At 63.0% G+C, this 25,518-nt stretch carries 25 protein-coding genes; 8 read left to right on the top strand and 17 right to left on the bottom strand.

Going from position 1 to position 25,518, the window contains the following annotated elements:
• Window positions 1–347: 347 nt before the first annotated feature.
• The 5 genes from AC1RKI_RS05430 (at window position 348) to AC1RKI_RS05410 (ending at window position 6,459) form a co-directional block, all read left to right on the top strand.
• Window positions 348–1,733, top strand: a complete 1,386-nt coding sequence (locus AC1RKI_RS05430; protein ID WP_404991666.1) for a phosphomannomutase/phosphoglucomutase — start codon at window positions 348–350, stop codon at window positions 1,731–1,733.
• Window positions 1,714–2,805 (top strand): lipopolysaccharide heptosyltransferase I, encoded by a 1,092-nt coding sequence (gene waaC / locus AC1RKI_RS05425; RefSeq protein WP_492794600.1) that lies wholly within the window; start codon window positions 1,714–1,716, stop codon window positions 2,803–2,805. The genes AC1RKI_RS05430 and waaC overlap by 20 nt, the downstream gene beginning before the upstream one ends.
• A complete protein-coding gene (gene waaA, locus AC1RKI_RS05420; RefSeq protein ID WP_492794602.1) occupies window positions 2,805–4,079 on the top strand; it encodes a lipid IV(A) 3-deoxy-D-manno-octulosonic acid transferase in 1,275 nt (424 codons plus the stop codon). The genes waaC and waaA overlap by 1 nt, the downstream gene beginning before the upstream one ends.
• A 123-nt stretch (window positions 4,080–4,202) precedes the next feature.
• The gene (locus AC1RKI_RS05415) at window positions 4,203–5,021 is read left to right on the top strand and encodes a DUF4377 domain-containing protein (RefSeq protein WP_492794820.1); all 819 of its coding nucleotides are present in this window, start codon (window positions 4,203–4,205) and stop codon (window positions 5,019–5,021) included.
• An 82-nt stretch (window positions 5,022–5,103) separates the two neighbouring features.
• Window positions 5,104–6,459 carry an O-antigen ligase family protein gene (locus AC1RKI_RS05410; RefSeq protein WP_492794604.1) on the top strand — a complete coding sequence of 452 codons (1,356 nt, stop codon included), beginning with the start codon at window positions 5,104–5,106 and terminating at the stop codon, window positions 6,457–6,459.
• A gap of 30 nt (window positions 6,460–6,489) precedes the next feature.
• Here AC1RKI_RS05410 and AC1RKI_RS05405 read toward each other — a convergent pair whose 3' ends face one another.
• From AC1RKI_RS05405 to AC1RKI_RS05390, 4 genes are all read right to left on the bottom strand, one after another.
• A complete protein-coding gene (locus AC1RKI_RS05405; RefSeq protein ID WP_492794605.1) occupies window positions 6,490–7,956 on the bottom strand; it encodes a TolC family outer membrane protein in 1,467 nt (488 codons plus the stop codon).
• Window positions 7,957–8,194: 238 nt separating this feature from the next.
• A complete protein-coding gene (locus AC1RKI_RS05400; protein ID WP_150982557.1) occupies window positions 8,195–8,518 on the bottom strand; it encodes a rhodanese-like domain-containing protein in 324 nt (107 codons plus the stop codon).
• Between the two features lie 13 nt (window positions 8,519–8,531).
• On the bottom strand, window positions 8,532–9,185 hold the full coding sequence (locus AC1RKI_RS05395) for a protein-L-isoaspartate O-methyltransferase family protein (RefSeq protein WP_404991661.1): 654 nt from the start codon (window positions 9,183–9,185) through the stop codon (window positions 8,532–8,534).
• 251 nt (window positions 9,186–9,436) lie between these two features.
• On the bottom strand, window positions 9,437–10,210 hold the full coding sequence (locus AC1RKI_RS05390; protein WP_061952578.1) for a TetR/AcrR family transcriptional regulator: 774 nt from the start codon (window positions 10,208–10,210) through the stop codon (window positions 9,437–9,439).
• Between the two features lie 230 nt (window positions 10,211–10,440).
• On the opposite strand from AC1RKI_RS05390, the gene AC1RKI_RS05385 reads away from it, so the two are divergent.
• The 3 genes from AC1RKI_RS05385 to AC1RKI_RS05375 all read left to right on the top strand — a co-directional run bounded on the left by AC1RKI_RS05385 (window position 10,441) and on the right by AC1RKI_RS05375 (window position 12,297).
• Window positions 10,441–10,719 (top strand): hypothetical protein, encoded by a 279-nt coding sequence (locus AC1RKI_RS05385; protein ID WP_061952576.1) that lies wholly within the window; start codon window positions 10,441–10,443, stop codon window positions 10,717–10,719.
• Between the two features lie 44 nt (window positions 10,720–10,763).
• Window positions 10,764–11,330, top strand: coding sequence for a DUF1439 domain-containing protein (locus tag AC1RKI_RS05380; protein WP_492794608.1), 567 nt, complete (start codon window positions 10,764–10,766; stop codon window positions 11,328–11,330).
• An 85-nt stretch (window positions 11,331–11,415) separates the two neighbouring features.
• Entirely contained in the window at window positions 11,416–12,297 is an 882-nt protein-coding gene (locus tag AC1RKI_RS05375; RefSeq protein ID WP_061952572.1) for an undecaprenyl-diphosphate phosphatase, read from the top strand.
• Window positions 12,298–12,345: 48 nt separating this feature from the next.
• Here the strand turns inward: AC1RKI_RS05375 and trmB are convergent, their stop codons facing one another.
• From trmB to ftsH, 13 genes are all read right to left on the bottom strand, one after another.
• Window positions 12,346–13,104 (bottom strand): tRNA (guanosine(46)-N7)-methyltransferase TrmB, encoded by a 759-nt coding sequence (trmB, locus tag AC1RKI_RS05370; protein ID WP_492794610.1) that lies wholly within the window; start codon window positions 13,102–13,104, stop codon window positions 12,346–12,348.
• Window positions 13,105–13,365: 261 nt separating this feature from the next.
• The gene (locus AC1RKI_RS05365; RefSeq protein WP_003141085.1) at window positions 13,366–14,274 is read right to left on the bottom strand and encodes a LysR family transcriptional regulator; all 909 of its coding nucleotides are present in this window, start codon (window positions 14,272–14,274) and stop codon (window positions 13,366–13,368) included.
• A 232-nt stretch (window positions 14,275–14,506) separates the two neighbouring features.
• On the bottom strand, window positions 14,507–15,658 hold the full coding sequence (locus AC1RKI_RS05360; RefSeq protein WP_033959556.1) for a S1C family serine protease: 1,152 nt from the start codon (window positions 15,656–15,658) through the stop codon (window positions 14,507–14,509).
• Between the two features lie 24 nt (window positions 15,659–15,682).
• Window positions 15,683–16,648, bottom strand: a complete 966-nt coding sequence (locus AC1RKI_RS05355; protein WP_012761373.1) for a zinc metalloprotease HtpX — start codon at window positions 16,646–16,648, stop codon at window positions 15,683–15,685.
• Window positions 16,626–17,123 carry a heat resistance protein PsiE-GI gene (gene psiE-GI, locus AC1RKI_RS05350; protein ID WP_012761374.1) on the bottom strand — a complete coding sequence of 166 codons (498 nt, stop codon included), beginning with the start codon at window positions 17,121–17,123 and terminating at the stop codon, window positions 16,626–16,628. The genes AC1RKI_RS05355 and psiE-GI overlap by 23 nt, the downstream gene beginning before the upstream one ends.
• Window positions 17,120–18,835 (bottom strand): heat resistance system K+/H+ antiporter KefB-GI, encoded by a 1,716-nt coding sequence (gene kefB-GI / locus AC1RKI_RS05345; protein ID WP_034067031.1) that lies wholly within the window; start codon window positions 18,833–18,835, stop codon window positions 17,120–17,122. The genes psiE-GI and kefB-GI overlap by 4 nt, the downstream gene beginning before the upstream one ends.
• Window positions 18,836–18,838: 3 nt before the next feature.
• The gene (gene trx-GI / locus AC1RKI_RS05340) at window positions 18,839–19,279 is read right to left on the bottom strand and encodes a heat resistance system thioredoxin Trx-GI (protein ID WP_023109331.1); all 441 of its coding nucleotides are present in this window, start codon (window positions 19,277–19,279) and stop codon (window positions 18,839–18,841) included.
• Window positions 19,269–20,414 (bottom strand): RNA polymerase sigma factor, encoded by a 1,146-nt coding sequence (locus AC1RKI_RS05335; RefSeq protein WP_003454962.1) that lies wholly within the window; start codon window positions 20,412–20,414, stop codon window positions 19,269–19,271. Before AC1RKI_RS05335 ends, trx-GI begins: the two co-directional genes overlap by 11 nt.
• A gap of 79 nt (window positions 20,415–20,493) precedes the next feature.
• Entirely contained in the window at window positions 20,494–21,105 is a 612-nt protein-coding gene (gene hdeD-GI / locus AC1RKI_RS05330) for a heat resistance membrane protein HdeD-GI (RefSeq protein ID WP_016852018.1), read from the bottom strand.
• 96 nt (window positions 21,106–21,201) lie between these two features.
• The gene (yfdX2, locus tag AC1RKI_RS05325) at window positions 21,202–22,089 is read right to left on the bottom strand and encodes a heat resistance protein YfdX2 (RefSeq protein WP_016852017.1); all 888 of its coding nucleotides are present in this window, start codon (window positions 22,087–22,089) and stop codon (window positions 21,202–21,204) included.
• Window positions 22,090–22,191: 102 nt separating this feature from the next.
• Window positions 22,192–23,106, bottom strand: coding sequence for a heat resistance protein YfdX1 (gene yfdX1 / locus AC1RKI_RS05320; protein WP_001022485.1), 915 nt, complete (start codon window positions 23,104–23,106; stop codon window positions 22,192–22,194).
• A gap of 22 nt (window positions 23,107–23,128) precedes the next feature.
• Window positions 23,129–23,587 carry a small heat shock protein sHSP20-GI gene (gene hsp20-GI / locus AC1RKI_RS05315; RefSeq protein WP_001275372.1) on the bottom strand — a complete coding sequence of 153 codons (459 nt, stop codon included), beginning with the start codon at window positions 23,585–23,587 and terminating at the stop codon, window positions 23,129–23,131.
• A gap of 87 nt (window positions 23,588–23,674) precedes the next feature.
• On the bottom strand, window positions 23,675–25,492 hold the full coding sequence (gene ftsH, locus AC1RKI_RS05310; protein WP_033959567.1) for an ATP-dependent zinc metalloprotease FtsH: 1,818 nt from the start codon (window positions 25,490–25,492) through the stop codon (window positions 23,675–23,677).
• Window positions 25,493–25,518: the final 26 nt, after the last annotated feature.

Here is a 25,518-nt window from a genome sequence, read left to right as displayed (position 1 = left end):
TCATTCCGCGATCACTGCCATGCCGTTTCAGCAAGTATGATGGCCGGACGTGGTGGAAGAAGGTGCACAGTAGAGCTCAATTCGAAGGGGCGGTCTTCCTGATCGCTCCGGCGCGGGCGGACAGGCAATTGACGGCCGGCGGCGGCGCACGATTATAACTGTACCCCTGCCCGGATTTCACGAAAGTGGGCGTAAGCGCAACGACCCGGCCGCACCTGCCGCGCGTGCGGACACCCGCTTCGATGGTTACCCGGACTTCACAATCCGGCACAATGCTGGTTTGTCACCGGAATGGCTTCGCCTGTCTTCCACTGTGGTGAACACCGCTCATATCGACTGGAACGCTTATGCAAATTGACCCCTCGATCTTCAAGGCCTATGACATTCGCGGCATTGTCGGCAAGACGCTGACTCCGGAAGTTGCCCGTGCCATCGGCCTGTCCTTTGGTTCGGCCGCTGTCGAGCTTGGCGAAAAATCCGTGGTGGTGGGCCGCGATGGCCGTCTGTCCGGGCCGGACCTGCTGGGCGGGCTGGTCGAAGGCCTGCGCGCCGCTGGCCTTGATGTCATCGACCTGGGCATGGTCGCCACGCCGATGGTGTATTTCGGCACCAACGTCGAACTCGACGGCCGCCGCGCGACGTCGGGCATCATGGTGACGGGCAGCCATAACCCGCCCGACTACAACGGTTTCAAGATGGTGCTGGGCGGCAAGGCGATTTATGGCGACCAGATCCAGGCGTTGCGCCAGCGTATCGAAGCGGCGAATTTCACCAAGGGTGCCGGCGACTACAAGCTTGTCGACATCCGCCAGCAATACCTCGACCGGATCTTAGGCGATGTGAAGCTGGCCCGCCCGATGAAGATCGCGCTGGACGCCGGCAACGGCGTGGCGGGCGCGTTCGTCGGCGACCTGTTCCGTGGGCTGGGCTGCGAGGTCGTGGAGCTGTTCTGCGATGTGGATGGCCATTTCCCGAACCATCATCCGGACCCGGCGCACGTCGAAAATCTGCAGGATCTGATGAAATGCCTGCGCGAGACCGACTGCGAGCTGGGCCTGGCCTTCGACGGCGACGGCGACCGCCTGGGCGTGGTGACCAAGGACGGGCAGGTGATCTTCCCCGACCGCCAGTTGATGTTGTTTGCCGAGGAAATCCTGTCGCGCAATCCCGGTGCGCAGGTGATCTACGACGTGAAGTGCACGGGCAAGCTGGCGCCGTGGATTCGCCAGCACGGCGGCGAGCCGCTGATGTGGAAGACCGGCCATTCGTTGGTCAAGGCCAAGCTCAAGGAAACCGGCGCACCGATCGCCGGCGAAATGAGCGGCCACGTGTTCTTCAAGGACCGTTGGTACGGTTTCGACGATGGCCTGTACACGGGTGCCCGCCTGCTGGAAATCCTGTCGCGCCACGCCGATCCGAGCGCCATCCTTAACGCGCTGCCGAATTCGAACTGCACGCCCGAACTGCAACTGAAGGTGGCCGAAGGCGAAGCCTTCACGCTGCTCGACAAGATTCGCGCCAATGCGAAGTTCGACGGAGCGAAGGAAGTGATCACGATCGACGGCGTGCGCGTGGAATATCCGGACGGCTTCGGTCTGGCCCGGCCGTCGAACACCACGCCGGTGGTGGTGATGCGCTTCGAGGCGGACAACGACGCCGCGCTGGCGCGTATCCAGGCCGAATTCAAGCGCGTGATCCTGGCGGAAAAACCGGATGCAAAGCTCCCGTTCTGACGTGGCGCAATCGGCTACCGTCGCGACCCCGGCGCCCCAGGCGTCGGGGTCGCCGTTTGTATTGCCTGCGCGGCCGCGCATCCTGATCGTCAAGGTGTCCTCGCTGGGCGACGTCGTGCACAACATGCCGCTGGTGCACGACCTGCGCGCGCGCTGGCCCGATGCCGAGATCGACTGGGTGGTCGAAGAAGGCTATGTCGATCTGGTCCGCCTGCTGCCCGAGGTGCGCCGCGTGATCCCGTTTGCGCTGCGTCGCTGGCGCAGACGCTTCTGGCAGGGCGAGACATGGGCCGAGGTGGGCGCGCTGCGCGCGGCCATCCAGGAGCAGTCGTACGACGCCGTGCTGGAAACGCAGGGATTGCTCAAGACGGCCATCGTGGCGCGCACGGCTGCCCGCGCCGCTGGAGCACCGGTGATCGGGCTGGGCAATGCTACGCAGGGTTCGGGCTACGAGCCGGCGGCGCGGCTGTTCTACACGACGCCGGTAACGGTGCCACGGCAGACCCACTCCGTACGGCGCTCGCGCTTGCTCGGCGCCGCACTGACCGGCACGCAGCCGACCACCGTTCCGCGTTTCTTCGGGCCGGCCGCCACTACGCTGCATGTCGACGATCCGCTTTGGCGCGATCTGCCGCAGCGCTATGCCGTGTGTTTCCATGCCACGGCCGGCGCCAAAAAGCGCTGGCCGGTGGCCAACTGGCACGCACTGGGCCAGAAGCTTCACGCCGAAGGGCTGAGCGTCCTGCTGCCGTGGGGCAACGAATCGGAAAAACGCGATGCGCAAGCGCTGGCCGCTGGCATGCCCGGCGCGCGGGTCCTGCCGCGCTTTTCCGTGATGCAGGGATTTGGATTGATCAACCATGCCGAAGTGGTGATCGGCGTGGACACGGGCCTCGTCCACATCGCCGCCGCGCTGTGTCGGCCGACTGTCGAAATCTACACGGCCACTTGGCGCTGGAAGACCGAAGGCTACTGGTCTGACCGCATCGCCAATGTGGGCGACGACGGCGTCGTGCCGGACGTCGACGAGGTGTATGCCGCCGCGCGGCGCGTGCGCGGGGTGTCTGTCTGATGCTTCGTCTTGTTTACAGTTTGCTGTGGCTGTTGATTCTGCCGCTGGCATTGTTGCGTCTGGTCTGGCGTTCCCGCAGGGAACACGGATATATCGAGCATGTGGGCGAGCGCCTGGGTCGTTATGGCGGCCTTTCCGCTCAGGGGCCGTGGCTGTGGGTGCACGCCGTGTCGGTCGGCGAAACGCGCGCGGCGCAGCCACTCATCGACGCGATACTGGCCGAGTATCCGCAACATCGGCTTCTGCTGACGCATATGACGCCTACCGGCCGCCAGACCGGCGCGCAGCTTTATGGCGACAACCCGCGCGTGCAGCAATGCTATCTGCCATACGACATGCCGCCGCTGGTCCGACGATTCCTGTCGTATTTCAGGCCGGACGCCGGGCTGATCATGGAAACGGAAGTGTGGCCGAACCTGGTGCACGTGACGCGCCGCGAAGGCGTGCCGCTGTTTCTGGTCAACGCGCGCTTGTCGCCGCGCAGCTATCGCCGCACGGCGCGCTTTGGCAGCGCGGCGGCGTCTCTGTACAACGACTTCACCATGGTGCTGGCGCAAACTGCCGGCGATGCCGAGCGATATCGCGCGCTTGGCGTGAAATCGGTACACATCACCGGCAATCTGAAATTCGACATGCAGTTGCCGGAAGCGGGTCTGGCGCGGGGGCAACAGCTGCGGCGTGCGTTTGGCGGACGGCAGGTGCTGGCCGCCGCAAGCACGCGCGAAGGCGAGGAGCCGTTGATCCTGGAGGCGTTCGCGCGCTGGCCCGGCGCGCGCCGGCCCGCGCTGCTGTTGGTGCCGCGGCATCCGCAGCGGTTTGACGAGGTGGCGGCAATGGCCGCACGCGCCGGTTTCAGCGTCCAGCGCCGCAGCGCGCTCGATATCGACCGGGGCGACGCGCGAATCGACGCCGACATCGTGCTCGGCGATTCGATGGGCGAAATGGCGATGTATTACGCGGCATCGGATATCGCCTATATCGGCGGCAGCCTGATTCCGCTCGGCGGCCAGAATTTGATCGAAGCCTGTGCGGCGGGCACGCCCGTGCTGATGGGGCCGTATACGTTCAACTTCGCACAGGCCACCGAAGATGCGATTGCGGCGGGCGCGTGCGAGCGCGTGGCCGACGCGGTCGCATTGATGGCGGCAGCGGCGGAGGTACTTGACGACTTACCGCGCCTGACGCAGATGCGCGCCAATGCGCTGACGTTCGCGGGGCTGCATCGGGGGGCGACGGCTCGCACGTTGAGCGCGCTCGCGCCAGTGTTGCGCTGACATACAGCGCCGGCCGGTACCCATAGACTATTGGTGACTGATGGTTGCGGGCGGCTTTCGGGCCACTTGCGCACTAACCATGATGACGCTTCACCTGATCGAAGGAGTCCATCCATGCCCAAGATGTTCGTGTCCCGTTGTCTCGCCACAGTGCTGGCGTTGGGAGCCGTTTTGATGATTTCAGCCTGCGCCACGGGCCAGCCGCCGGATAATCCGTCGGCCGGCGCCAGCCTCAATGAAACGCGCTCGAGCGGCCCCAGCCGCTGGGAACTGGTGCGCTGGCAGCGCACGGACGGGTCGCTGCGCGATATTCCCCATGGCGACAACGGCGAACCGATCGTCTTCAATTTCAGCGACGGGATCGACTCGTCCCAGGGCACGGTCAGCGGCACCAGCGGCTGCAATCGCTTTACGGGCGGCTATGGCAAGACGTCCACGGGGATTCGTTTCGATCGCATCGCCGGCACCCGGATGGCCTGCCCGGGACCGCGCATGGAGCTGGAGTCCGCGCTGCTCAAGGCGATGCAGTCGCCGCTCACGACCGTCGGCACGCAACCATCGGCGGGGTCGACGGGACGCCAGATCATCTGGAAAACCGCCGACGGCGAACTGTTGCAGTTCGTGGAGCGCGAGGGCGTGGGCAGGCGCGGCGACAAGATCGATCCGGCCACGGGCGGGGCCAGCGGCAAGGAGAAAATCGTGTACATCGATTCGCAGCGCGTAGAGTGTTCCGGTGTCGGCAAGATGCAGTGCTACCGCTGGCGCGAATCGCCCGATGCTCCGTGGCAGCTCTGGTACGGCCCGATCGAAGGGCTCGATTTCGAGCCCGGGGTGCGCTACAAAATTCGCGTGCGCGAGTACCAGGTACCGAATCCGCCCGCCGACGCCTCAACAATTCGCTGGCAATTGCTCGACGTGGTGGAGCGGCAACGGGGCGGATGATATCGCCGATCGTTTAAAATGCCGGCCTGATTCTTATGCGCTCGGTCAGGTATCGAGCGCCGGCTGACTGTCCAGGCTATCCATGATCTCCAGCAAGAACCGGCTATCGACGATAGCCGATGTCCTAGTCTTTGCGTTTCCCATTCTTGTCCTGTGCGTACCGCGGGGGGCAGGGGTGTTTCTGGCGGGCGTGGTTCTACTGGCAATCCTGGGCTGGCGGCACATGCGAGACGCCTGGCGCCAGCATAGTGCCGTCCTGAACCCGATCAGCTGGGCCGTGCTGCTGTTCCTGGCCGTCTACGTGGTTTCGAAGGTCTACCACCATACGCCGTGGAACGTGATCGACAATCCATCGCGTGCGCTGTTGGCCATCCTTACCTGCTGGGTCATGGTCTGCGTGGCGCCCAATGCGGATCGCCTGTGGCAGGGCATTACTGTAGCGCTCGGCGTGGCGCTGCTGATCGTCGGCTATCAGTACCTGGTGATGGGCAATGGCCGGCCTTCGGGATGGGTGCAGCCCATCGCATTTGCCAACATGGTGGCGGCGCTGGCGCTGGTCGGCTTCGCGCGTCCAGGCGAAAGCCATCGCATTGACGCGCTGGCGTGGCTCAATGTTGCCTGTGCGGTGCTCATCCTGGTCATGAACGAGACGCGCGGTGCCATGGTGGCGATGCTGCTGACGATGTTTCCGTTGCTTCTGGTGCGATATCGCCGATTTGGTCTGAAGATGTTTGTGGCATCCGCCGTCGCCATCGTTGTGCTCCTGGCGGCCGGCTACGCCGTGCCGGGCAGCCCACTGGCCAGGCGCGTCGATCAGGCGGTGACCGAGGCAAGCCGCTTCGTCGAACAGGACAAGGTCGAGACGTCGGTCGGTGCCCGGCTGAAGATGTGGCAAATCGGCATGTCGTATTTCGCCCAGCATCCGGTGATGGGAGCTGGCGTCGGGCAGTTTGCAACGGTTCTGAAGGCATCCGCGTATTGCCGGCATCAGGCCGAACTGGTCAGAAACGCCGATGCTGAAGACCTGCCGGAAAAACAGGTGGTCTGCGTGCTGGAGCACGCCCACAACGACATCGTAGAGGCGGCGGCGACCACTGGCGTTCCGGGTTTGTTGGCGATGCTCGGGCTGTTTCTGGTGCCGGCCGTCCTGTTCCGGCGGGCATTGAAGACCTGCCACGCCGCCACGAACCTGCGCGGCGTGAGCCTGGCCGCCGCTGGACTCGGCGTGGTCATGGCGTCATTGATTTCCGGCCTGACGCAGGTGACCACAGCGCATCAGGCCAACATCGTCTTCTATGCGGGGCTGATTGGCCTGCTGCTGGGACTTGCGGCGCGCGAGGCCCGCAGCACCGCGCTGCAATCCAACTCGTCCGATGAGAAGGTGCGCCAGGCAGGGACCTCCGCTGCGCGCGTCGGCGATCTGGGTCGCGTTGCCTGAAGCGACGGATGTGGGCCTGGCAGCGGGGCGCTAGCTTTGCGGCAAAGCGCCTTCGCGTCGGCTGCGCTCCCGGCGCACCGCGCCGGCTCCAGCCACCCCCACCTTCCCCTTCCCCGGCAATCTATACATCGCCCCCGGCGTCTGCGTCAGCAGGGTATTGATCCGCACCACATCCTCTTCCGACAGCACGCCTGTCGATGCCTTGAGCCGCAGGCCGTTCATGATCGTGTCGTAGCGGGCCTTGGCAAGGTCGCGGCGTGTGGAGAACAGTTGCGCTTCGGCGTTCAGCACGTCGATGTTGATACGCACGCCCACTTCGTAGCCAAGCTGGTTCGATTCCACGGCGCTTTGTGCGGAGCGTTCCGCCGCTTCCAGCGCCTTGACCTGCGCCAGACCGTTGAACACGCCGGAGTAGGTCTGCCGCGCCTGTTGTGCGGCGGTGCGGCGCGCGAATTCGAGGTCGCTGGCGGCCTTGTCGGCCAGTGCCAGCGTCTCGCGCACGCGTGACTGGATCTGGCCGCCGGCGTAAAGCGGGATGCTCAACTGCACGCCGACCACGCCGGAGTTGTAGCGACTGCCGACATTGCTGAGCTGCGTGGCCGTGCCCTGGGCGTTGGTGTATCCGTAGGACGCCACCAGATCAACGGAGGGCAGGTGGCCGGCCTTGGCCTTGTTGGTTTCGCGCTGGGCCGTTTCGAGGTTGTAGCCGGCGATGCCAACCTGCGGATTGGTTTGCTCGGCCTGCGACGCCCAGGCATTGACGTCGGCCGGCATCGGGCCGGGAATCGCGGCTTCAGGGCGCAGGCCCATCAGCTCGTCGACGGGCTTGCCGGTGATCTGCTGCAGCGTGGCGCGCGCGACTTCCAGCGCGCTTTGCGCCGCGATTTCCGTGGACGTGGCCAGATCGTAGCGCGCCTGTGCATCGTTGGCGTCGGTGATCGTGGCAGTGCCGACTTCGAAATTGCGCTTGGCCTGTTCCAGTTGTTCGCCGATGGCCTTTTTCTGCGCGCCTGCCAGATAGAGGTTGTCCTGTGCGGCGAGTACATCGAAGTACGCCTGAGACGCGCGCGTGATCAGGTCGAGCTGGGCTTGCTGGAACGTGACTTCGCCGGCGAGCGATGCCAGTTCGCCCTGCTTGTACGTTTCCCACCGATCCCAGCGGAACAGCGGTTGCGTCAGCTGCAGTGCCCAGGTATTGGCGTTGAAGTAGCGCGTGGTGTCGACCGGCGAACTGTAGTCGGCCATCGTTCGCTGGGCGCCGGCGGTGCCCAGAACCTGCGGCAACAAGCCCGCGCGGCCCTGCGGCAGCTTCTCGCGCGTGGCCAGCAATTGCGCACGGGCGCTGGCGAACTGGGCGTCATTGGCTTGCGCGTCGCGATACACCTGCAGCAAATCGGCCGCCGCCGCGGCGGGCATATGCAGCCAGGCGAGCAGGGCGGCCGCGAGTACCAGGGGTTTCCTGGCCGCACGGGGCACGGCGGAAAGCGCAAAACTCATGACTTCTCCAGCTCGGCCAGCGGCGCGCGCGGCCAACTTCGGTTAGTGCGACGGGTGTACTACGGCAAGGATGAGGTACGGCGACTACGACGACTCGGCGGAAGCTGCGGGGGCTGCTTTGCTGCTGGCGGACTGTGGCCAGCCGGCGCGACGCGGCGTCGGCGGGCACAGCGCTACGGGCATGACAACGGTTGCCGCAACGGCGCCGCCGGCGCCGGCATCGATCTGCCAGGAACTGCTAGTACTGCGGGACGGACGGATCCACCTGAGTCGACCAGGCATGAATGCCGCCGGTCAGGTTGTAGACCTTGGCATAGCCCTGGCGCTCCAGGAAGCTTGCCACCTGCATGCTGCGCGCGCCGTGGTGACAGATGCAGACGATCTCTGCGTTCTCGTCGATGTCATTCAAGCGCGCGGGGATCTGACCCATTGGAATATGCGTGATGCCGGGCATCGCGGCGGTCTGAATCTCCAGGTCTTCACGGACATCCAGCAATACCGGTTTGGCGCGGCCGTCATCGGCCAGCCATTGTGCGAGTTCGGGGGCGGAAATCACCTGCATGGCTGGCTCCGTATCAGAACTTGAAGCGTGACGGTTGGGCGGCGCCTTGCAGCGGCTTGGCCAGCGTCTCGAACAGGTTCACCACCTGGTATTCGGCGTCCGAGACGCGCGTCACGATGCGGGCTTCCATTACCGGCGCGGTGCCGACGATGGCGGCAATGCGACCGCCCACCTTCAACTGCGACAGGATCGACTGCGGAATTTCCGGCACCGATGCCGAAATGCAGATCACGTCGTACGGCGCGGCGGCGGCCCAGCCTTCGGCGGCGTTGCCTTCGGCGACATCGACATTCGAAATGCCGGCGTCGGTCAGGTTCTTGCGTGCCAGCGCCACCAGTTCCGGATGGATGTCGACGGTCAGCACGTGGCGGCCGCGATTGGCCAGCAGCGCGGCCATGTAGCCCGAACCCGCACCGATTTCCAGCACATTTTCATGCTTGCGCACGTTCAGGTCCTGCAGGATGCGGGCCTCGACGCGCGGCGGCATCATGTTTTCGCCGGCGGGCAGCGGGATCTCCATGTCAACGAACGCCAGCGCGGCATACGCCTGCGGCACGAACTGCTCGCGCTTGACCACGGCCAGCAGGTCCAGGATTTCCTGGTCCAGCACGTCCCATGGGCGGATTTGCTGTTCGATCATGTTGAATCGGGCTTTTTCGAGATCCATCTTGCCTTTCCTTCCAGATACTTGCGGGGTGCGCTGCCGGATGCGGATGCCCCGCCGTCAGCGCTGTTGTTTCGATTGATGCCGGCCGCGCTACCCCCGGGCGGGCGTTGGCGCCCGCTGGGAAGTTACGCAAAAGCCCGCTATTTTACCTCCGGCGACACCGTTGCACCGTTTACAAACGATTGCCGCCGGGATGTCGACCGGCACTGTTGCGTCGTCGCAGCGCGGCCGCCGAGGCGCGCGGGAAATATTCATGTCCCCCGCTCCTGCCCGGCGTCCTTGTCGGATTGCGCGGCTGCGCGCTCGGCCAGCAATTCGTCGCGGATTCGTTCCCAGACAAAGGGGCCGTCCGGCGGCGGCAGCGGCGTATCGCGCGCCGGGCCCGCGGTCAGGCCGAACAGCAGCACCTGGATCAATTGATCGACAAATGCCGCGGGATCGATCACCGCAACGTTCACCTGAGCGAAGGCGCTGCGCCACAGCATCAAAAAGACCAGGGGCGCACAGATCAGCGTGGTGGTGGGATTGGTCGGCGCATTGCGGAATTCTCCGCGCGCGACCCCTCGCGCCAGCACCTTGGCGAACAGTTCGTCGCCGGGCCCCATCACTTCGTCCTGATAAAACTGCGCGATATCGGGAAAATTGCCGGATTCGGCGATGATGAGCTTGGTCAGGCCCGCCACCCGCGTGGCGCCGATCAGCCCCCACCATCCCAGCAGCAGCTCGCGCAGCAGTTCCGGCGTGGAGCCCTCGAAGGTTTCGACCAGATCGGTACCCTTGACCACGGCGGGCACCATGTTTTCGCGCACCACGGTCTTGAACAGCTCTTCCTTGTTGGCGAAATAGAGGTACACGGTGCCTTTGGACACCCCGGCGGCGGCGGCGACATCTTCGAGCCGCGTGGCTGCGTAGCCGCGTTCGACAAAAAGCTCCAGCGCGGCGGCTACCAGTTCCTGGGGCCGCGCGGCCTTGCGCCGCGTCCAGCGGCGCGCATCGGTGTCTTTCTTTGGCAAAACTGAAGTCACGGGCGGGACAGTGGTGCGCCGGCGGCGCGCTGACTATTAATAACTTGTCGGTCAGTAATGTAGAGGACCGAAGTTGCGCGGTCAAGTTGGCGCGATGGTCGTCCAAAATGGACAATACGACTCTTTTTCCAAATGTTGCAAGTGTGACGGATCGCGTCGGGCACAATGGCGGGCTCCAACGGCTCGCTTTCGGCCTCGATATTGACGGCATCTGCCGCTGAACCTTCACCATGTCCTGCCAGTCTCAACCAACCTGCCGCGCGGGTTGTGGTGCGTGCTGCATCGCGCCCTCGATCAACTCGCCGCTTCCGGGCATGCCCGAAGGGAAGCCGGCGGGCGAGCGTTGCGCCCAACTGTTGCCCGACATGCGCTGCGCGGTGTTCGGGACGGCCGCCCGGCCGGGATTTTGCGGCGGGCTGCGCCCCTCGACCGAAATGTGCGGCGATTCGCGCGAGGCCGCCCTGGCATGGCTGACGCGCCTGGAAATGGCAACGGCCCCCACGCAATGACGCGCAAGGCTTGCGGCCTTGTGCCAGAAGATGGAGAAGGATCAATGATGGCGACAACGCGCAGGCGCTGGCTGGCGGCCGCAGGCATGGCAGCGCTCGCAACCACGGGCTGGCTGGCGGGATGCGGCGCATGGCGCAGCGAATATACGTTCTCGCAGAGTCAGTTGCAGTCGGCCTTGCAGCGCAAGTTTCCCTTCAGCAAGCGCTATATGGAGCTGTTCGATATCCAGCTCGCCAATCCCCAGCTGGCGCTGGATGCCGCGCGCAATCGGGTTACCGTGACGTTCGACGCAACCATCGATAATCGGCTCTTTTTCCGGCAGCCGCTGACGGGGCGCTTCGCACTGGACAGCGCGCTGCGGTATGACTCACCGACGCGCTCGCTGGTCCTGCAGGATCCCGAAGTCCGCCAGTTCGACGTGCAGGGTTTGCCAAGCCAGTTTTCGCGCCAGTTGAATGCGCTGGGCGGCATCCTGTCCGAGCAGTTGCTGCAAGGCTATCCGCTATATACGTTCAAGCCCGACGAACTGCGCATGGCCGGCACGGCGGTCGAGCCCGGTACAATCACGGTCCTGCCTGACGGTATCAACGTCAAGATTAATCGGCCGTAAATTCAGAGCAACAATAATGCGGTGCGCCTGCGCATCGCGGGCGGATGGTTGATTGCCGCTCTTGCACCCACTTTTTCGAGTCCTCATGGATATTGCACTCGCTCTTAAAGCCGTCATTCTCGGCATCGTCGAAGGTCTGACGGAATTCCTGCCTATTTCCAGCACCGGCCACCTGATCCTTGCGGGGCAACTGCTCGATTTCAACGACGAGAAAGGCAAGATTTTCGAGATCGTGATTCAGTTCGGCGCGATCCTGGCGGTGTGCTGGGAATTTCGCCGCCGTATCGGCGCAGTGATAAGTGGCATCGCGTCGGATGCCAAGGCACAGCGTTTTGCCGTGAACGTCATTGTCGCCACGGTGCCGGCCATCGTTTTGGCGCTGGTGTTCGGCAAATGGATCAAGGCGCATCTGTTCAACCCGATAACCGTCGCGCTCGCTTTCATCATCGGTGGCGTGGTGATTCTGTGGGCCGAATGGCGGGAAGGGCGGCGCGGTACGGTGTCGCATCCGCAAGGCAACGCGTTGCTGGAGGCCGCCAAGGCCGGCGCGCCGCGCATCGAGTCGATTGACGATCTGAACTGGCGCGATGCCGTGAAGGTTGGTCTTGCGCAGTGTTTCGCGCTGGTGCCGGGCACCTCGCGTTCGGGGGCGACAATTATCGGCGGCATGCTGTTTGGCCTGTCGCGTCAGGTGGCGACGGAATTCTCGTTTTTCCTCGCTATCCCGGTGATTTTCGGTGCGACGGTCTACGAACTCTACAAGGCGCGCGCACTGTTGTCGGCCGACGACCTCGGCATTTTCGGCATCGGTTTTGTCTTTGCGTTCCTGTCCGCATTCCTGTGCGTGCGCTGGCTGCTGCGTTTCGTGGCCACCCACGATTTCAAGCCGTTCGCATGGTATCGGATTGCCTTCGGGCTCATCGTGCTGCTGACCGCGTGGAGCGGGATCATTTCCTGGCACGCGTAAAAGCGCTGGGTTGAACGAGAAAGGGGCTGCAGATGCAGCCCCTTGTTCTTATTTCTTGCGGAACACCACGTCCCACACGCCATGACCGAGGCGCAAGCCGCGCTTCTCGAATTTGGTCACCGGCCGATAGTCCGGACGTTCCGAAAATCCGTCTTCGCTTTGTGTAGTGTTTTCCAGCGTCGCTTCGCCTGCCAGGACGTCGACCATCTGGTGCGCATATTCTTCCCAATCGGTTGCGCAATGAATATAGCCGCCGCTTTTCAGCCGGCTGGCCAGCAGCTTGATCAGCGGTGGCTGCACCAGGCGACGCTTGTTATGGCGCTTCTTGTGCCACGGGTCGGGAAAGAAGATGTGCACGCCATCGAGCGATTGCTCGGTCAGCATGTGTGCGATCACCTCGACGGCGTCGTGATTCATGATTCGCACATTCTGCAAATCCCGCTCGCCGATCAATTTGAGCAGCGCGCCAACGCCGGGTTCATGCACTTCACAGCCAAGGAAATTGTCCTGCGGACGAATGCCGGCGATATGGGCCGTGGTTTCGCCCATGCCAAATCCGATTTCCAGAATGGCCGGCGCTTCGCGCCCGAACGTTGCGGTCCAATCGAGCGGCTCGGGCTTGTAGGGAACGATAAAGCGCGGCCCCAGATCGTCAATGGCGCGCTGCTGACCGGTTGACGTACGCCCAGCCCGCCTCACAAACGAGCGGACGCGGCGCGGATGCGCAACATCTTCGCCGGGTTTGGGGGTGGCGGCGGCAGCGTCGTCACCGGGCAGCGTATCGGTTTGGGTGTCTTGGGGAAGCATGGCAACAAAAAACCGCCGGGCGGATCGCCGATCTTGCATCGACCGGGGGCCTGAGGCGGCTTGTCAGATAAGAAGTGGAGCGGGCGATGGGAACATCATCGTGTTCCCAACTCGTTGATTGATAACGAGTTTTCCGCACTCGGCGAACCGAGATGGACATAATTATGGACTGAAAACCACGCTTGGTCAACGCGCGCTCCGAGCAAGTCCAGTGCGAGCCATGGACAGCCAGCAGTAGCCAATGTACCCGAGCGCTCAACGTCACGAGGCCGGTTCATCTCCCTTTGGCAGGAACTCCTCGCGGGCGCGCTGCAGAAACCGCTTCATGGGCTCAGAGGGTTCGGCGCTGCGGCGCAGCAGGTAGGTAGACAGCATGGGCGGCGTGCCGGCCAAGGGGCGAACGGTTATGTCGGGGCGGTTCAGGGTCTGCACCTGCGAGGCAATGGCGAAACCTAGGCCATAACCGGCACCGACCAGAGTCAGCATCACGCCTAGGCTCGTCACCTGATCTACCAGCTTGAGCGGCTTGGACGCACCTTGAAGCACCGCCTGGATCTGGTGGTGGCAGCCCGATCCCGCGTCCGGATGGCACAGTACCAACGGAAACTTCAAGGCTTCATCCAATGGCACTTCCGCGTGCGCCAACAAGGGGTGGCGCACGGGCACGATCACCGACAGAGGATCGGTCCACACGGGCTCGGCGACAAGGCCTTCGCTCACCGCGTCCGACAGCGCAAAGCCGATGTCCAGCAGATCGTTGTGCAGGCCCTTGAGCTGCTGCGCGAAAGGCAGCTCGAAGACGCGAATCTCCAGTTCGGGCTCTTCCTCGCGGCTGCGCGCCAGCAAGGTGGCAATGTGGGGCTGCGCCAAGCTGTCGCAGATGGCGATGCGCAGATAACCCTGATAGCCCTGCGCCGCCGCCTTTGCGGCACTCACCGCCTGCTCCACGGTGGCCAGCACACGCCGGCACTCACCGAGGAACACTTGACCGGCCCAGGTCAGTCGCGTCTGGTGCGCGCTGCGGTCGAACAACTGCACGCCGAGCGTGGCTTCGAGATTGCGCATTGCGCGCGACACAGGCGATTGTTCTACGCCAAGGCGCTCGGCCGCTCGCGCGAAATGCAGTTCTTCCGCGACCGCAACGAAATAGCGCAGTAGTCTGAGTTCCAATGCGGCCTCCTGTTTGCCTCGTTCCTGGCCTGCGTCCACCTCATGCGGATTGCGCCTCGCTTTCTCCTTCGATGATTGGCAAGAGGTTCCGGCGTTGCATGCTTGCCTATTCGGATAGGCAGATCGCATCCGAAAATTACGGAGGTTGAGGCGGAACGCTACCTGGCCGAAGACCTGAGAACCTCAATCACCGCGACGCTGCACTACCGCCTGATCCACAGGTTCAGTTCAATCAATTCCCGGGTTGCAGCTCCACACGCACCTCGCGCGATTTGCCGGCCCGTTCCACTGACAAGACCACCACATCGCCGACCTTCCCGTCGTCTAGCCGCGCGAGCAGCTTGGCCACATCGTCCGTCGCCTTGCCATCAACATCGATGATGCGGTCGCCCGGCACGATGCCTTGCGGCGTGACTTCGACACCCGCGAGGCCGGCCTTGTGCGCTGCCGAACCAGGGGTAACACGCAACACGAACACGCCCTTGCTTCCGGTCAGTGCAAGCAGACGCTGATTGAGCTGTTCGTCCACCTCAATGCCCAGCGCCGGACGGATGTACTTACCGGTCTTGATGAGTTGCGGGACTACGCGCATGACGGTGTCCACCGGCACGGCGAAACCAATCCCGGCCGAGGCGCCGGAGGGGCTATAGATCGCCGTGTTGATGCCGATGAGCCTTCCTGCCGAATCGAGCAGCGGCCCACCGGAGTTGCCAGGGTTGATGGCGGCGTCGGTCTGGATCAGGTGATCGATGGCCGGGCCGCCCGCTTCTCCGGGTAACGAGCGGTCGAGCGCGGAGACGATGCCGGTGGTGAGCGTCCAGTCCAGGCCGAAGGGGTTGCCGATAGCGAACACCTTCTGACCCACCTTGAGGTCGGCACTGGTGCCGACCGGCACGGCCGGCGGGCGCTTGAAACCGACGCCAATCTTGAGCACGGCGATGTCGTGCGCTGGGCTCGTCCCCACCAGCGCGGCCTGGTAGTCGCGGCCATCGGCGAGTTTGACCGTGGCTTCAGAAGCACCCTGGATGACGTGGAAGTTGGTGACGACGTGGCCGGCATCGTCCCAGATAAAGCCCGAACCGGTGCCGCGCGGCATGGAAAAGACATTGCGAGTCCAGACGTCGCGCACCAGCTGCGCGGTGGTGATGTAGACCACCGAAGCGCGCGATTCTTCGAACAGTTCGATGGTGGCTTTCTCGTCCGCCGCCAGATCGCCACGCGCCGTCACGGTGCGATCTGCCGCCTCGCGCGGACTGAACCAGGCCTCGATGGCGGGCAGGAACTGCCACAGCAGCATGAGCGTGGCAATACAGGCGGTGATGAAGAGCCAGCGCCGGATGAAGGGGTCCGGTGCGGGGCGTGGGTACGGGTCGGGGTAGGCCATGAGAAGTCTCCTGTTGATAGGCAATCAGCGCCACAGCCCGCTCGGGTGCCAGCGCGGCGGGCGCGGCGTCACAGCGGATTCCGGCAAGAAATGGGGCGCGTGGAATGGCAACGCTGATGCTGGCCCAGGCGCCAACGTCAGCAGGCGTGCGATACGCTCTTGCGTTGCCGGATGCGTGCGCAAGCAGGAGGGCTCGGGATTGCCCCATCCCGGCCACAGCCAGGCACGCCAGGAGCGGCTGACCCGCTCGATTTTCGCCAGCGCGGACGCCAGCCCCTGCGGGTCGCCCGTCAGTTCCGCCGCGAGGCGGTCAGCGTCGAACTCACGCACGCGAGACAAGCCGAGCTGTGCGAGCAGGGCCAGCTGGGGCGATGCGGCCAATAACAATAGACCAGGCCAATAGACCTCCGCCGCGCCAACCAGCAGCGCGGGCAGGTTGAGCAGGATCGCGATTTGTCCCATGAGGGCCAGCAGGCTCGTGAGGCGACTGACGGAATCCGCCAGCCTCATGACGCGCAGATCCTCATTGGTGATGTGCGCGATCTCGTGCGCGAGCACACCCGCCAGCTCGCGTGGGCTCAGGCTGCGCAGCAGGCCATCGGTGAGGGCGATCGATGCCTCCTGCTTCGATCCGGTGGCGAAGGCGTTGACGACGGCACTGGGCACATAGTGCGGCACCGGCGTGGCGGGCAAACCGGCACGGGCGGGCAGCTCGCGCAACAGGGCCCACATCTCGTGGGCTTCTTGCGGGTGCAAGGCCCGTACGCGGTACAGGCGCAAGCTCAGCGCCGACGCGGCTACCGGTTCCAGCAGCAACGCACCTGCAACGGCAAACAGCGCGAGCCACAGGCCGCCTTCCCCAAACGGCAGTCTCCCTGCTGCGGCTGCGATCCCGACCAGGGTCAGGACCAACAGCCCGGTCTGCAGGCGGTTGAGCCAGCGGTGTTGCAACAGCGCCGTGCGCGGATCACTGGGATGATGACGGGTCATGCTCAGAGGTCTCGGCGGCGCGGTCGCCGCGCTTGCGCAGCAGCCAGTAGGTCGCACCCAGAGCCAGCGTGGCGCCTGCCAGCGCGGCTATCTTTGCGGGGCTCGCCTCGGGGTCAAGGATCACGAACTTGCGCGCCAGCGCGATCAGACCGATGAGGATCACGGTCTTGACCTGGATGATGCTGTCCCGACGCAGCGCCACGCGCACAATGGAATGCTTGAACTCCATCGCGATCAAGAGCGTCATGATCATGCCGAACACACTCTGGAATACCTTGTGATCCAGGGGATTGAAGGCATCGAGGACCAGCAGCGTGAAGACGATGGCGATGAGCTGGAACAGCGACACCACGATGATGACGGCAATTACCGCCGACAGAACGAGGGCGACGACCTGCTCGAAGCGCTCGTATAAACTCATGATGGCCCATTGGTCACGGAAGACCTGAAATGGATTGCGGCCTGTTGACTTCATGCAGATGGACTCCCTGCGACATTGCCGCTGTCGAGACGGCGGCGCATCGCACTGATGTGTCCTTCAATCAGCTCGGTCGACATGCCAAGCGTCGACATCACCTGTTCCGCCAGCCCAATAGCTGCGGCAAAGGATTGCTGATACACGCGCACGTTGGGCATGGCGCGAAATGCATCGGCCGCGGTCGTACTTCTGCATGACACCCACAAGGTCAGCGCCGGACGGCGCTCGGCAATCGCCTGGGCGATGCGCAACGCTTGCTGGGCATGGGCGAACGTCAGCACCACCATGTGCGCATGCGTCAAGCCGGCAGCCAGCAAGGTATCGGGCCGACTGGCATCGCCATGGAACACCGGCGCGCCGGCGGCACGCGCGGCCTCGACCTTCTGCGCGTCCGCCTCCAGTAGCAGATGCGCCACGCCGGCGTGGCGAAGAATCTCGCTGACTGTCAGGCCAAGCTCGCCCGCGCCGCAAACGATGACATGGTCTCGATATCGCGCCGTCTGCGCGGCGATCTCGACTTCTTCAGCCTGGGGTGGCTGAATGACGCCGCCGGTGCGGCTCAAGAACCGGGCAAGTACATCGTGATGGCGGATCAGTAGCGGTGCCAGGGCCATGCTGAGCACCAGCGCAACTAGCATGGGTTGTACGACGGTCGCGGGGATCAGATGCTGCTGCAAGACCATGCCCAACAACAGCAGGGCGAACTCGCCGCCATGCCCCAACGCTATGCCCGTGCGCCAGGCATCGAGGGCGGACAGGCGCGTCGCCCGCAAGGCCAGGGTGTTGAGCCCGATCTTGACCGGTACCAGCACTGCCAGCCACGCGAACACCGCCAGTGGTGCCGAAAGAATCTGCGCTCCGTCCAACTGCAGGCCGATGGTCACGAAGAACACCCCCGACAACACATCGCGAAACGGTTTGAGGTGGCTTTCCATGTGGTGACGGAAGTCGCTCTCGCCCAGCACCATGCCGGCCAAAAACGCACCCAGGGCGGCGGATACGCCGACCGCGTGTGCAGCAGCGGCGGCAGCCACCACCACGCACAAGGAAACCAGCACGAAGGATTCTTCGTGGCCCTGCCGCGCCACCCAGCCCAGCAGGCCATGCAACAGACGACGGGAGGCGAGGGCCGCTGCCGCGAACAACATCAGCACGCCCAACACTTCGAGCAGCACGCTCTCGATCTTCGGCGACTCGCCGCGCGCCCAGATCGCCAGCAGGGCCAGCAGGGGCACGCTGGCCAGGTCCTGAAAGACCAGCACGGCGATGGCGCTGCGGCCGTGGCGGGTGGTGAGCTCGCCTTGGTCGGCCAGCTGTCGGCTGACCAGCGCCGTGGACGACATGGCCGCCGCAGTGCTGAGCAACGCAGCGCTCTGAACTGGCTGTCCCAGCCACATCAACATCAAGGTCAGTGGCGTGGCGACAGCGATCATCTGCAAGCTGCCGGCCGCCAATACGGTTTTACGGGAAAGCCAGAAGTGCCCGAGGGAGAACTCCAGCCCAACCATGAACAGCAGCAGGGCCACGCCCAGCTCGGACAGAAAATCAAGCGCTTCTCCCGGCGCGACTACACCGCTGACCGACGGGCCCAGCAAGGCGCCGACGGCGAGGTAACCCAGCAAGGCGGGTACTCTGAACGCCGCCGTCGCCACCGCCGCGAGGCTGCATGCCGCCAGCAGGATCAGGGTGGCGCCGAGCAAGTCCTGCATCGGTCAGCGCCCCACCTGTGCAGATGCCCAGCGCACGATGTCCTGCGCGCCCAAGGCGCCGGCCTGACGCCCGATCTCCCGCCCACCCTGGAACAGGGCGAGCGTCGGAATGCTGCGGATGCCGAACTGCGCGGCCAGGTGGGGTTCTGCCTCGGTATTGACCTTGGCCAGCCTGACCCTGGGTTCGAGCTGGCGCGCCGCTTGCTGGAACTGCGGGGCCATCATCTTGCACGGCCCGCACCAAGGTGCCCAGAAATCGACCAACAGTGGCAGGTCGCTGCGCTCCACGTGGCGCGAGAACGTCGCCGTGGTCAACTCGATGGGTTCGCCCGTGAACAAGGGCTGCTGGCAGCGGCCGCAGTTGGGATGTTCCGATAGCTTCGCAGTCGGTACGCGGTTGATGGACTGGCAATGCGGACAGACGAGGTGAAGATTATTCTTCATGGTTCGCCTCCTTGGACCACAGTGAGGCTGCCGCGCTTCGGGTCACAGACAATGCCGACCAATCAACGCCTTGGAGCCAATCGTTCCCGTCTTTGCTTACTCCGGCCTCTTCCAAATGAGCAGCGATGAACGCTTCGGCCTGCATGAGCCACCTTTGGACAGTATCTTCCTTACTAGGAATCAGCAGGATTTCAGAGACGCTGCTGGCATCCAGCCCGTCCACACGGATAAGCAGAAAAATGCGCCGCCACAAACGCGGCATGTCCTTCAGCAGGTCGAATGCAAAAGCGAACTCGCTCGACCGATCAACTAGCTCCTCCTGTTCCGCGATCGTTGCGGCATCGGGATGCTGACTGTCAGCGATGATATCGGCCAGCCTGAGTGTGTCATCGGGCTGATAAAATTCGAAGACTTCCTCTTCCACCATGGCCTCGGCGACGTCTTGGGCATCCGGTTCGACCGGCGCGTCCAGAGAAACGAATTCGCCAAATTGCCGGCTGCTTGCCACTTCGTTATCCAGGACGGCGAACAGATGCTTCAAAAGACCGGTGTAAGCCTCTTTTTCCCCCGGCACGGATTGCCATTCCACCTCAGCTCGGACAATCGCTTCATCCACCACGTCGCGCAGCGTCGGATAATCGCGCGGTAAATCGCCGACGGCCCGCAGATAAGCCAGCTCACGCCTTGCGACAGCCTCAAGTTTCGACAGTAGAGGCATTCGGGTCGCCTCGGCCTCATGGGCGGCTGATGCGGGTTTTGCGGCAATCCGCACCTTGAGCTCGCGCAAGCGCTCGCGTCGTGCTTTGCGCTTGATTTGATCCTGAGCATGCAGTCGGTCAAAATGCTTCTTGGCCTGACGGAACAACGACTGTGCGAGCATCTGCGCGAGGGGCGTCAGCTCGTCATGTGATGCAGTAACGCTGACAGTCTTTTTGCCGGGCAGGTGCATATAGCCACTGGCCAGAAATTGCCGCTTGATCTTGTCGCGATCAAGGACGATTTGAAGTTGCGCTGAATCTTTAGTGTGTTTGTCGAGCAATGGCTTGAGGGCGTGCTCGATCACATTTCCCAAAGCTCTCTGCCAAGGTTCATGAAACTCTTTGTCGATAGCTCGATAGCTATATTGCATCTGCATGTATGACTCCTTCGATGTCATTTCTATGGAGGTATGAATCGAGGATGCTCATATCCATAGAATTTAGTTTGACCCGCTCTTATCCCTGGCGCGTTTTGCGAAGACGCCAACTCAAGAACAAAAGCGTGACACCATAGACTGCCGCATAGAAGCCCAACAGCCAGCCTGCGGCCAGGAATGACTCGACCGGACGGGAAAAAAATATCCACAAGACGATAGCGCCAAGGACAATCGAGAGCAGTCCACTGAAGGCAAGCCAAATTTCACCCTTGATTTCTTGACGCAGCCGAACGGCGGCGGATATCTCCAGCACACCGGTGAAAATCGCCCAGAAGCCCACGCTAGCCCATAAAAAAGAAGCCAAGACTATCGTGGCGACCCAAGGAGCAACCAGGACGACGACGCCCGTAAGTATGCCGACAATGCCGCTGAACAGCAGCCAGCCCCAGCGCTCTTTTTTCTGGATATGGCGCACCGCTGCAAACAAGTTGAACGCGCCATTGACCAAGGAAAATGCGCCGAACATGATGGTCATGGCCAACAGAGCCGATTGTGGCATCCAGAACGCGAGGGCTGCGAAAATCAATGCCAAGACACCGCGCAACGCAAAAAGCCACCAATTTTGGCTCAGCGAACACAGTGCTTTGGTGGGGTCATCCGCACTGGAATCGGCGATGGTGTCTGTGTTCATGCTATATCTCCTAAAGATCTAATGGGGTGAAAAAGCAAACACTCCTGAGCCAAGAGAGGGGCGCGACGCGCCCCTCTTACGCCCTATCCAGCGGTTTCAGAACAACTTGGACAGCTTTGCCTTGATTTCATCGAGCCAGCCTTTTCCGCCGCCTCCCCCAGCCGTCTTTTGCTTGACTTTCTTGAGTTCAGCATACAGGGGCTCAAAGTCCTTCTTCTTTCCATAACCCAGCAGTTCTGCCATTTCCAACTGCTGCCGCGCTTCGTTCAATAATGTCTCCAGGCGCTCATTGGACGCTTCGCTCCGCTGACCATCTTCTACCAAGGTCTCGGCGCGCTTCAGGAGCAGCCTGGCGCGCAGGGCGGGCAGCGGATGCACGCTGCGCGTCTCGACCAGCGTGCTGAGCGCTGCCTGCAGCGCGGCTTTGGCTTCTTCAATCTTGCCCTGATCGATCAGCGGCACGACTGACTTCACGGCTGCGGGATAGGACGCCAGAGGGATGTTGGTGACCGCGATCACGATTTCACTGGCCAGCAAAGCCAGCACGTGACGTGCCTGTTGCACCTCGCCATGTTTGAGGGCATCCAGCGCCTCGTCGGTCATCGCCTCAATGGTTTCCGTGTTGGCGAACAAGTCGTGCACGATGGTGCGCACATCAACGGGGGCCAGGGCGAGCGTGGGTTCGCGCGCAACGATCAGCTCCAGCTTTCCCGTCACTTCGGCCAGCGTTGCCAATGCGCGTGCAGCGTCCTTGCCGTCAAGTGCGGCCAGCGCTGATTTGGTCAGCGCCAAGGCCGAGACGGCCTCATCGAGGACTTGTTTACGTTTGTCTGCCGCCTGCGAGTCCGTTTCTTTCTGAACCTCAGGCTGTACCTCCGTGACGACTTCAGGCTTGGACTCTGGACTGACAGGAAGGCTGCTTACCGCGGCCTGTTCGTTTATTCCTTCGTTCGTCGCATTGGGATTCGGTGTTTGCTCATTCATGGTGATATGCCTCGTATGAGATAGTGAAAATAGGCGAATCTATTGGGGCTGACTGCGAACATCGCGAGACTGACCGACAGAGCAGTCAGCCCCTTCATCACCTCAAAACAGCTTTTGGATGCGCGTCTTCAACTCGTCGAACCATCCCTTGCCGCTTTTGCCACCAGCCGACTTTTGCTCAATGGACTTCACCTGATCGAAGATGGGTTTGAAGTCCGCCTTCTTGCCATAACCCAGGATCTGCGCCATCTCGATCTCCGTGCGCACGGACGACAGCAAGGTGCTGAGCTCCTCGTTCTGCTTGGCATCGCGCCTGTCGGTCTCGGCCAGCTTTTCAGCTTTTGCCATCGCGGCTTCGGCCCGTAGCACGGGCAGAGGAAAGGCGACCGAGGTCACCACCAGCGTGTTCAGTGCTCGGGCGAGTTCCGCTTTGGCGTTGTCGATCTTGCCGCTGTCGATGAGCCGTGCGGCCGACTTGATCGCTGCCGGGTACGTTGCCATCGGAAGGTTGTCGGTTTGGATTACGATTTCGCTGGCCAGATTGGCAACGATGGGCCGGGCCTTTTGCACCTCGCCATCACCCAACAACTCCCGAGACAACTTGACCGCTTTCTTTACCGATTCCACGTTGGCGTGGATATCGTGGGTGATGACGCGTACATCGACCGGCGCCAAAGCAAGTTTGGCGTCGCGTGCCAATACCAGTTCCAGCTTTCCGCTGGCCAGTTCCAGCGCAGCAAGCGCCTCCTTGGTCTTCTTTGCATCAAGGAGGGTCAAAGCCTCCTGGGTCTTGGTGAGCGCCGTGATGGCGTCTTGAGTGAGCTCGGCACGCTTTTTATCGGCTTCCCGGGCGGCCTTGTCATCTACCTGTGGCTGTGCCGCCTTGGATGCGGCAGAGGGTGCTGCAGCTCCTGGGCTAGAACCTGCCGCCGATTGGGCCAGAGCCGGTCCGCTCAGTCCGACGACGACCGCCAGGGCAAGTGCGGAGAAGGTGTATTGTGGCTGTTTGATATTCATGATCTTGGGCTCTTGATTGAAGTTAGTTGACTGAGATTTCAATCTGTTTCGGTTTGGCTTGCTCGGCCTTGACAAGCCGCACTTCCAGCACGCCGTCTTTCATGGAAGCCGTCACCTTGGTCGGATCAACGTTGTCAGGCAAGACAAAGCTGCGCACAAAGCGGCCATACGCACGTTCGATGCGGTGGAACTTCTTGCCCTGCTCCTCTTTTTCCAGTTTGCGCTCGCCGCTGATGGTGAGCACACCGTTTTCCGCGCTGACGCGCACGGCATCCTTGGGGACCTCCGGCAGATCCAGCTTGAGGAGGAATGCGTTCTCATCCTCGCTGATGTCCGCCATTGGTGCCCAGTCCGCCGTGGTCATGGCTTCGTTGCCGGTACGGGCGCCCTGTCGCTGGGGTATTCGTCCGAACATCGTCGCCAGGCGGTTTTGCAATTCATCCAGTTCCCGGAAGGGGTCCCACGGAGTCAATGCAGACATATCGGTTCTCCTTGAACAATGCCGACGAATTGGATGACGCACTGAACAGAGCCGTCGGTTTACTCTGAATGGCACCTACTACTGTTTTCAGTTCCGAACAAGTCCTTGAGTCAATTGACGGATATCGCTTTCGTCGAGCGTTTCCCGCGCCAGCAGCTCGCGCGCACAGCGCTCCAGCACCGCGCGGTTGATGTCGAGAATCCGGTAGGCGCGCTCGAACACGCCCATCACGATGTCGCGGATAGCCTGATCGATGCGCGCCTGGGTCGATTCGGCCACCCGGCAACCGCCGTGGGCCAGTTCAGGTGTATCGAGAAAGCGGGGCCGCTGCGCCTCGAAGGCGATGTAGCCCAGGCCCTCGTCCATGCCAAAGCGGGTGATCATGTCACGGGCGATGTCGGTGGCTCGCGCCAGATCGTCCGCCGCCCCGGTAGACAACTCGCCGAACACCAGCTTTTCGGCGGCACGCCCGCCCAGCAGTACGGCGATCTTGTGCTCGAGATCGGTACGCGTCATCAGGAAGCGGTCTTCGGTGGGGCGCTGCAAGGTGTAGCCCAGCGCGCCGATGCCGCGCGGGATGATCGAGATCTTGTGTACGGGGTCGGTTTCGGGCAGCGCCAGCGCCACCAGCGCATGGCCCATCTCGTGATGGGCCACGGTTTCCCGCTCCTTGGGATTGAGCACTCGGTTCTTCTTCTCCAGGCCCGCCACGATGCGCTCGATGGCGGCGGTGAAATCCTGCAACTCCACGGCGGACGCTTTGCGCCGGGTCGCGGCCAGCGCGGCCTCGTTGACCAGGTTCGCGAGGTCTGCACCCGAAAAGCCCGTGGTCAGCGCAGCCACCTGTTCGAGATCGATATCCTGAGCCAGCGTCACCTTCTTGACGTGGACTTTCAGGATGTCCAGCCGTCCCTTCTTGTCGGGCCGGTCCACCAGCACCTGGCGGTCGAAGCGGCCGGCACGCAGCAGCGCCTGGTCGAGGATTTCGGGGCGGTTGGTGGCGGCGAGGATGATCAGCCCCACCGAGCTGTCGAAGCCGTCCATCTCGGTGAGCAGCTGGTTGAGCGTCTGCTCACGCTCGTCGTGGCCGCCGATGGGCCCGCCGACGCCGCGCGCGCGGCCCAGCGCATCGAGCTCGTCGATGAAGATGATGGCCGGCGCCTGCCCGCGGGCCTGCTCGAACAGGTCGCGCACGCGCGCTGCACCCACGCCGACGAACATCTCGACGAACTCCGAGCCTGAGATGGAAAAGAACGGTACCCTGGCCTCGCCCGCCACGGCCTTGGCCAGCAGGGTCTTGCCCGTGCCGGGCGGGCCAACCAGCAACACACCTTTCGGGATGCGCGCGCCGAGGCGGCCGTAATCCTGCGGGTTCTTCAGGAAATCGACGATCTCAACCAACTCCGCCTTGGCTTCATCGACGCCAGCGACATCGGCAAAGGTCACGCCAGTGTTCTTCTCCATGAATACCTTGGCACGGCTCTTGCCGATGCTCAGGAAGCCACCCATGCCCTGCTTCTCGGCGAAGCGGCGGAACAGGAAGAACCAGACGCCGAAGAAGGCCACCGCCGGCAGAATCCAGGAGAGCACATCACGTAGCCAGGTGCTTTCCACCACCCGCGCATAGGGCACGTCGTACTTGGACAGCCGCTCGGCCAGGTCGGGTTCGACACGGGTGGCCACGATGGTGGTCTTGCCCCGGCTGTCCGGCGATTTCAGGCGCCCGGTGACCGTGCGGTCCGACACCAGCACTTCGGCGACGCGCCCCTCGGCCAGCGCCTTCTCGAATTCGCTGTAGGGCACGGGCTCGACGGTCTTGGCCGCCTGCCAGTAGTTCTGCAGCGTCAGCAGCAACAGGCCGGCGACGATCCAGTAGCCAATGTTCCATTGATCTTTCTTTTCCATGGGCAATGTTCCTCGCAAGTCGTGTC

Source organism: Cupriavidus sp. GW822-FHT06G04 (assembly GCF_058799075.1).
Note: the sequence above shows the minus strand (reverse complement) of the source record. Positions and strands in the feature narration are given on the sequence as shown.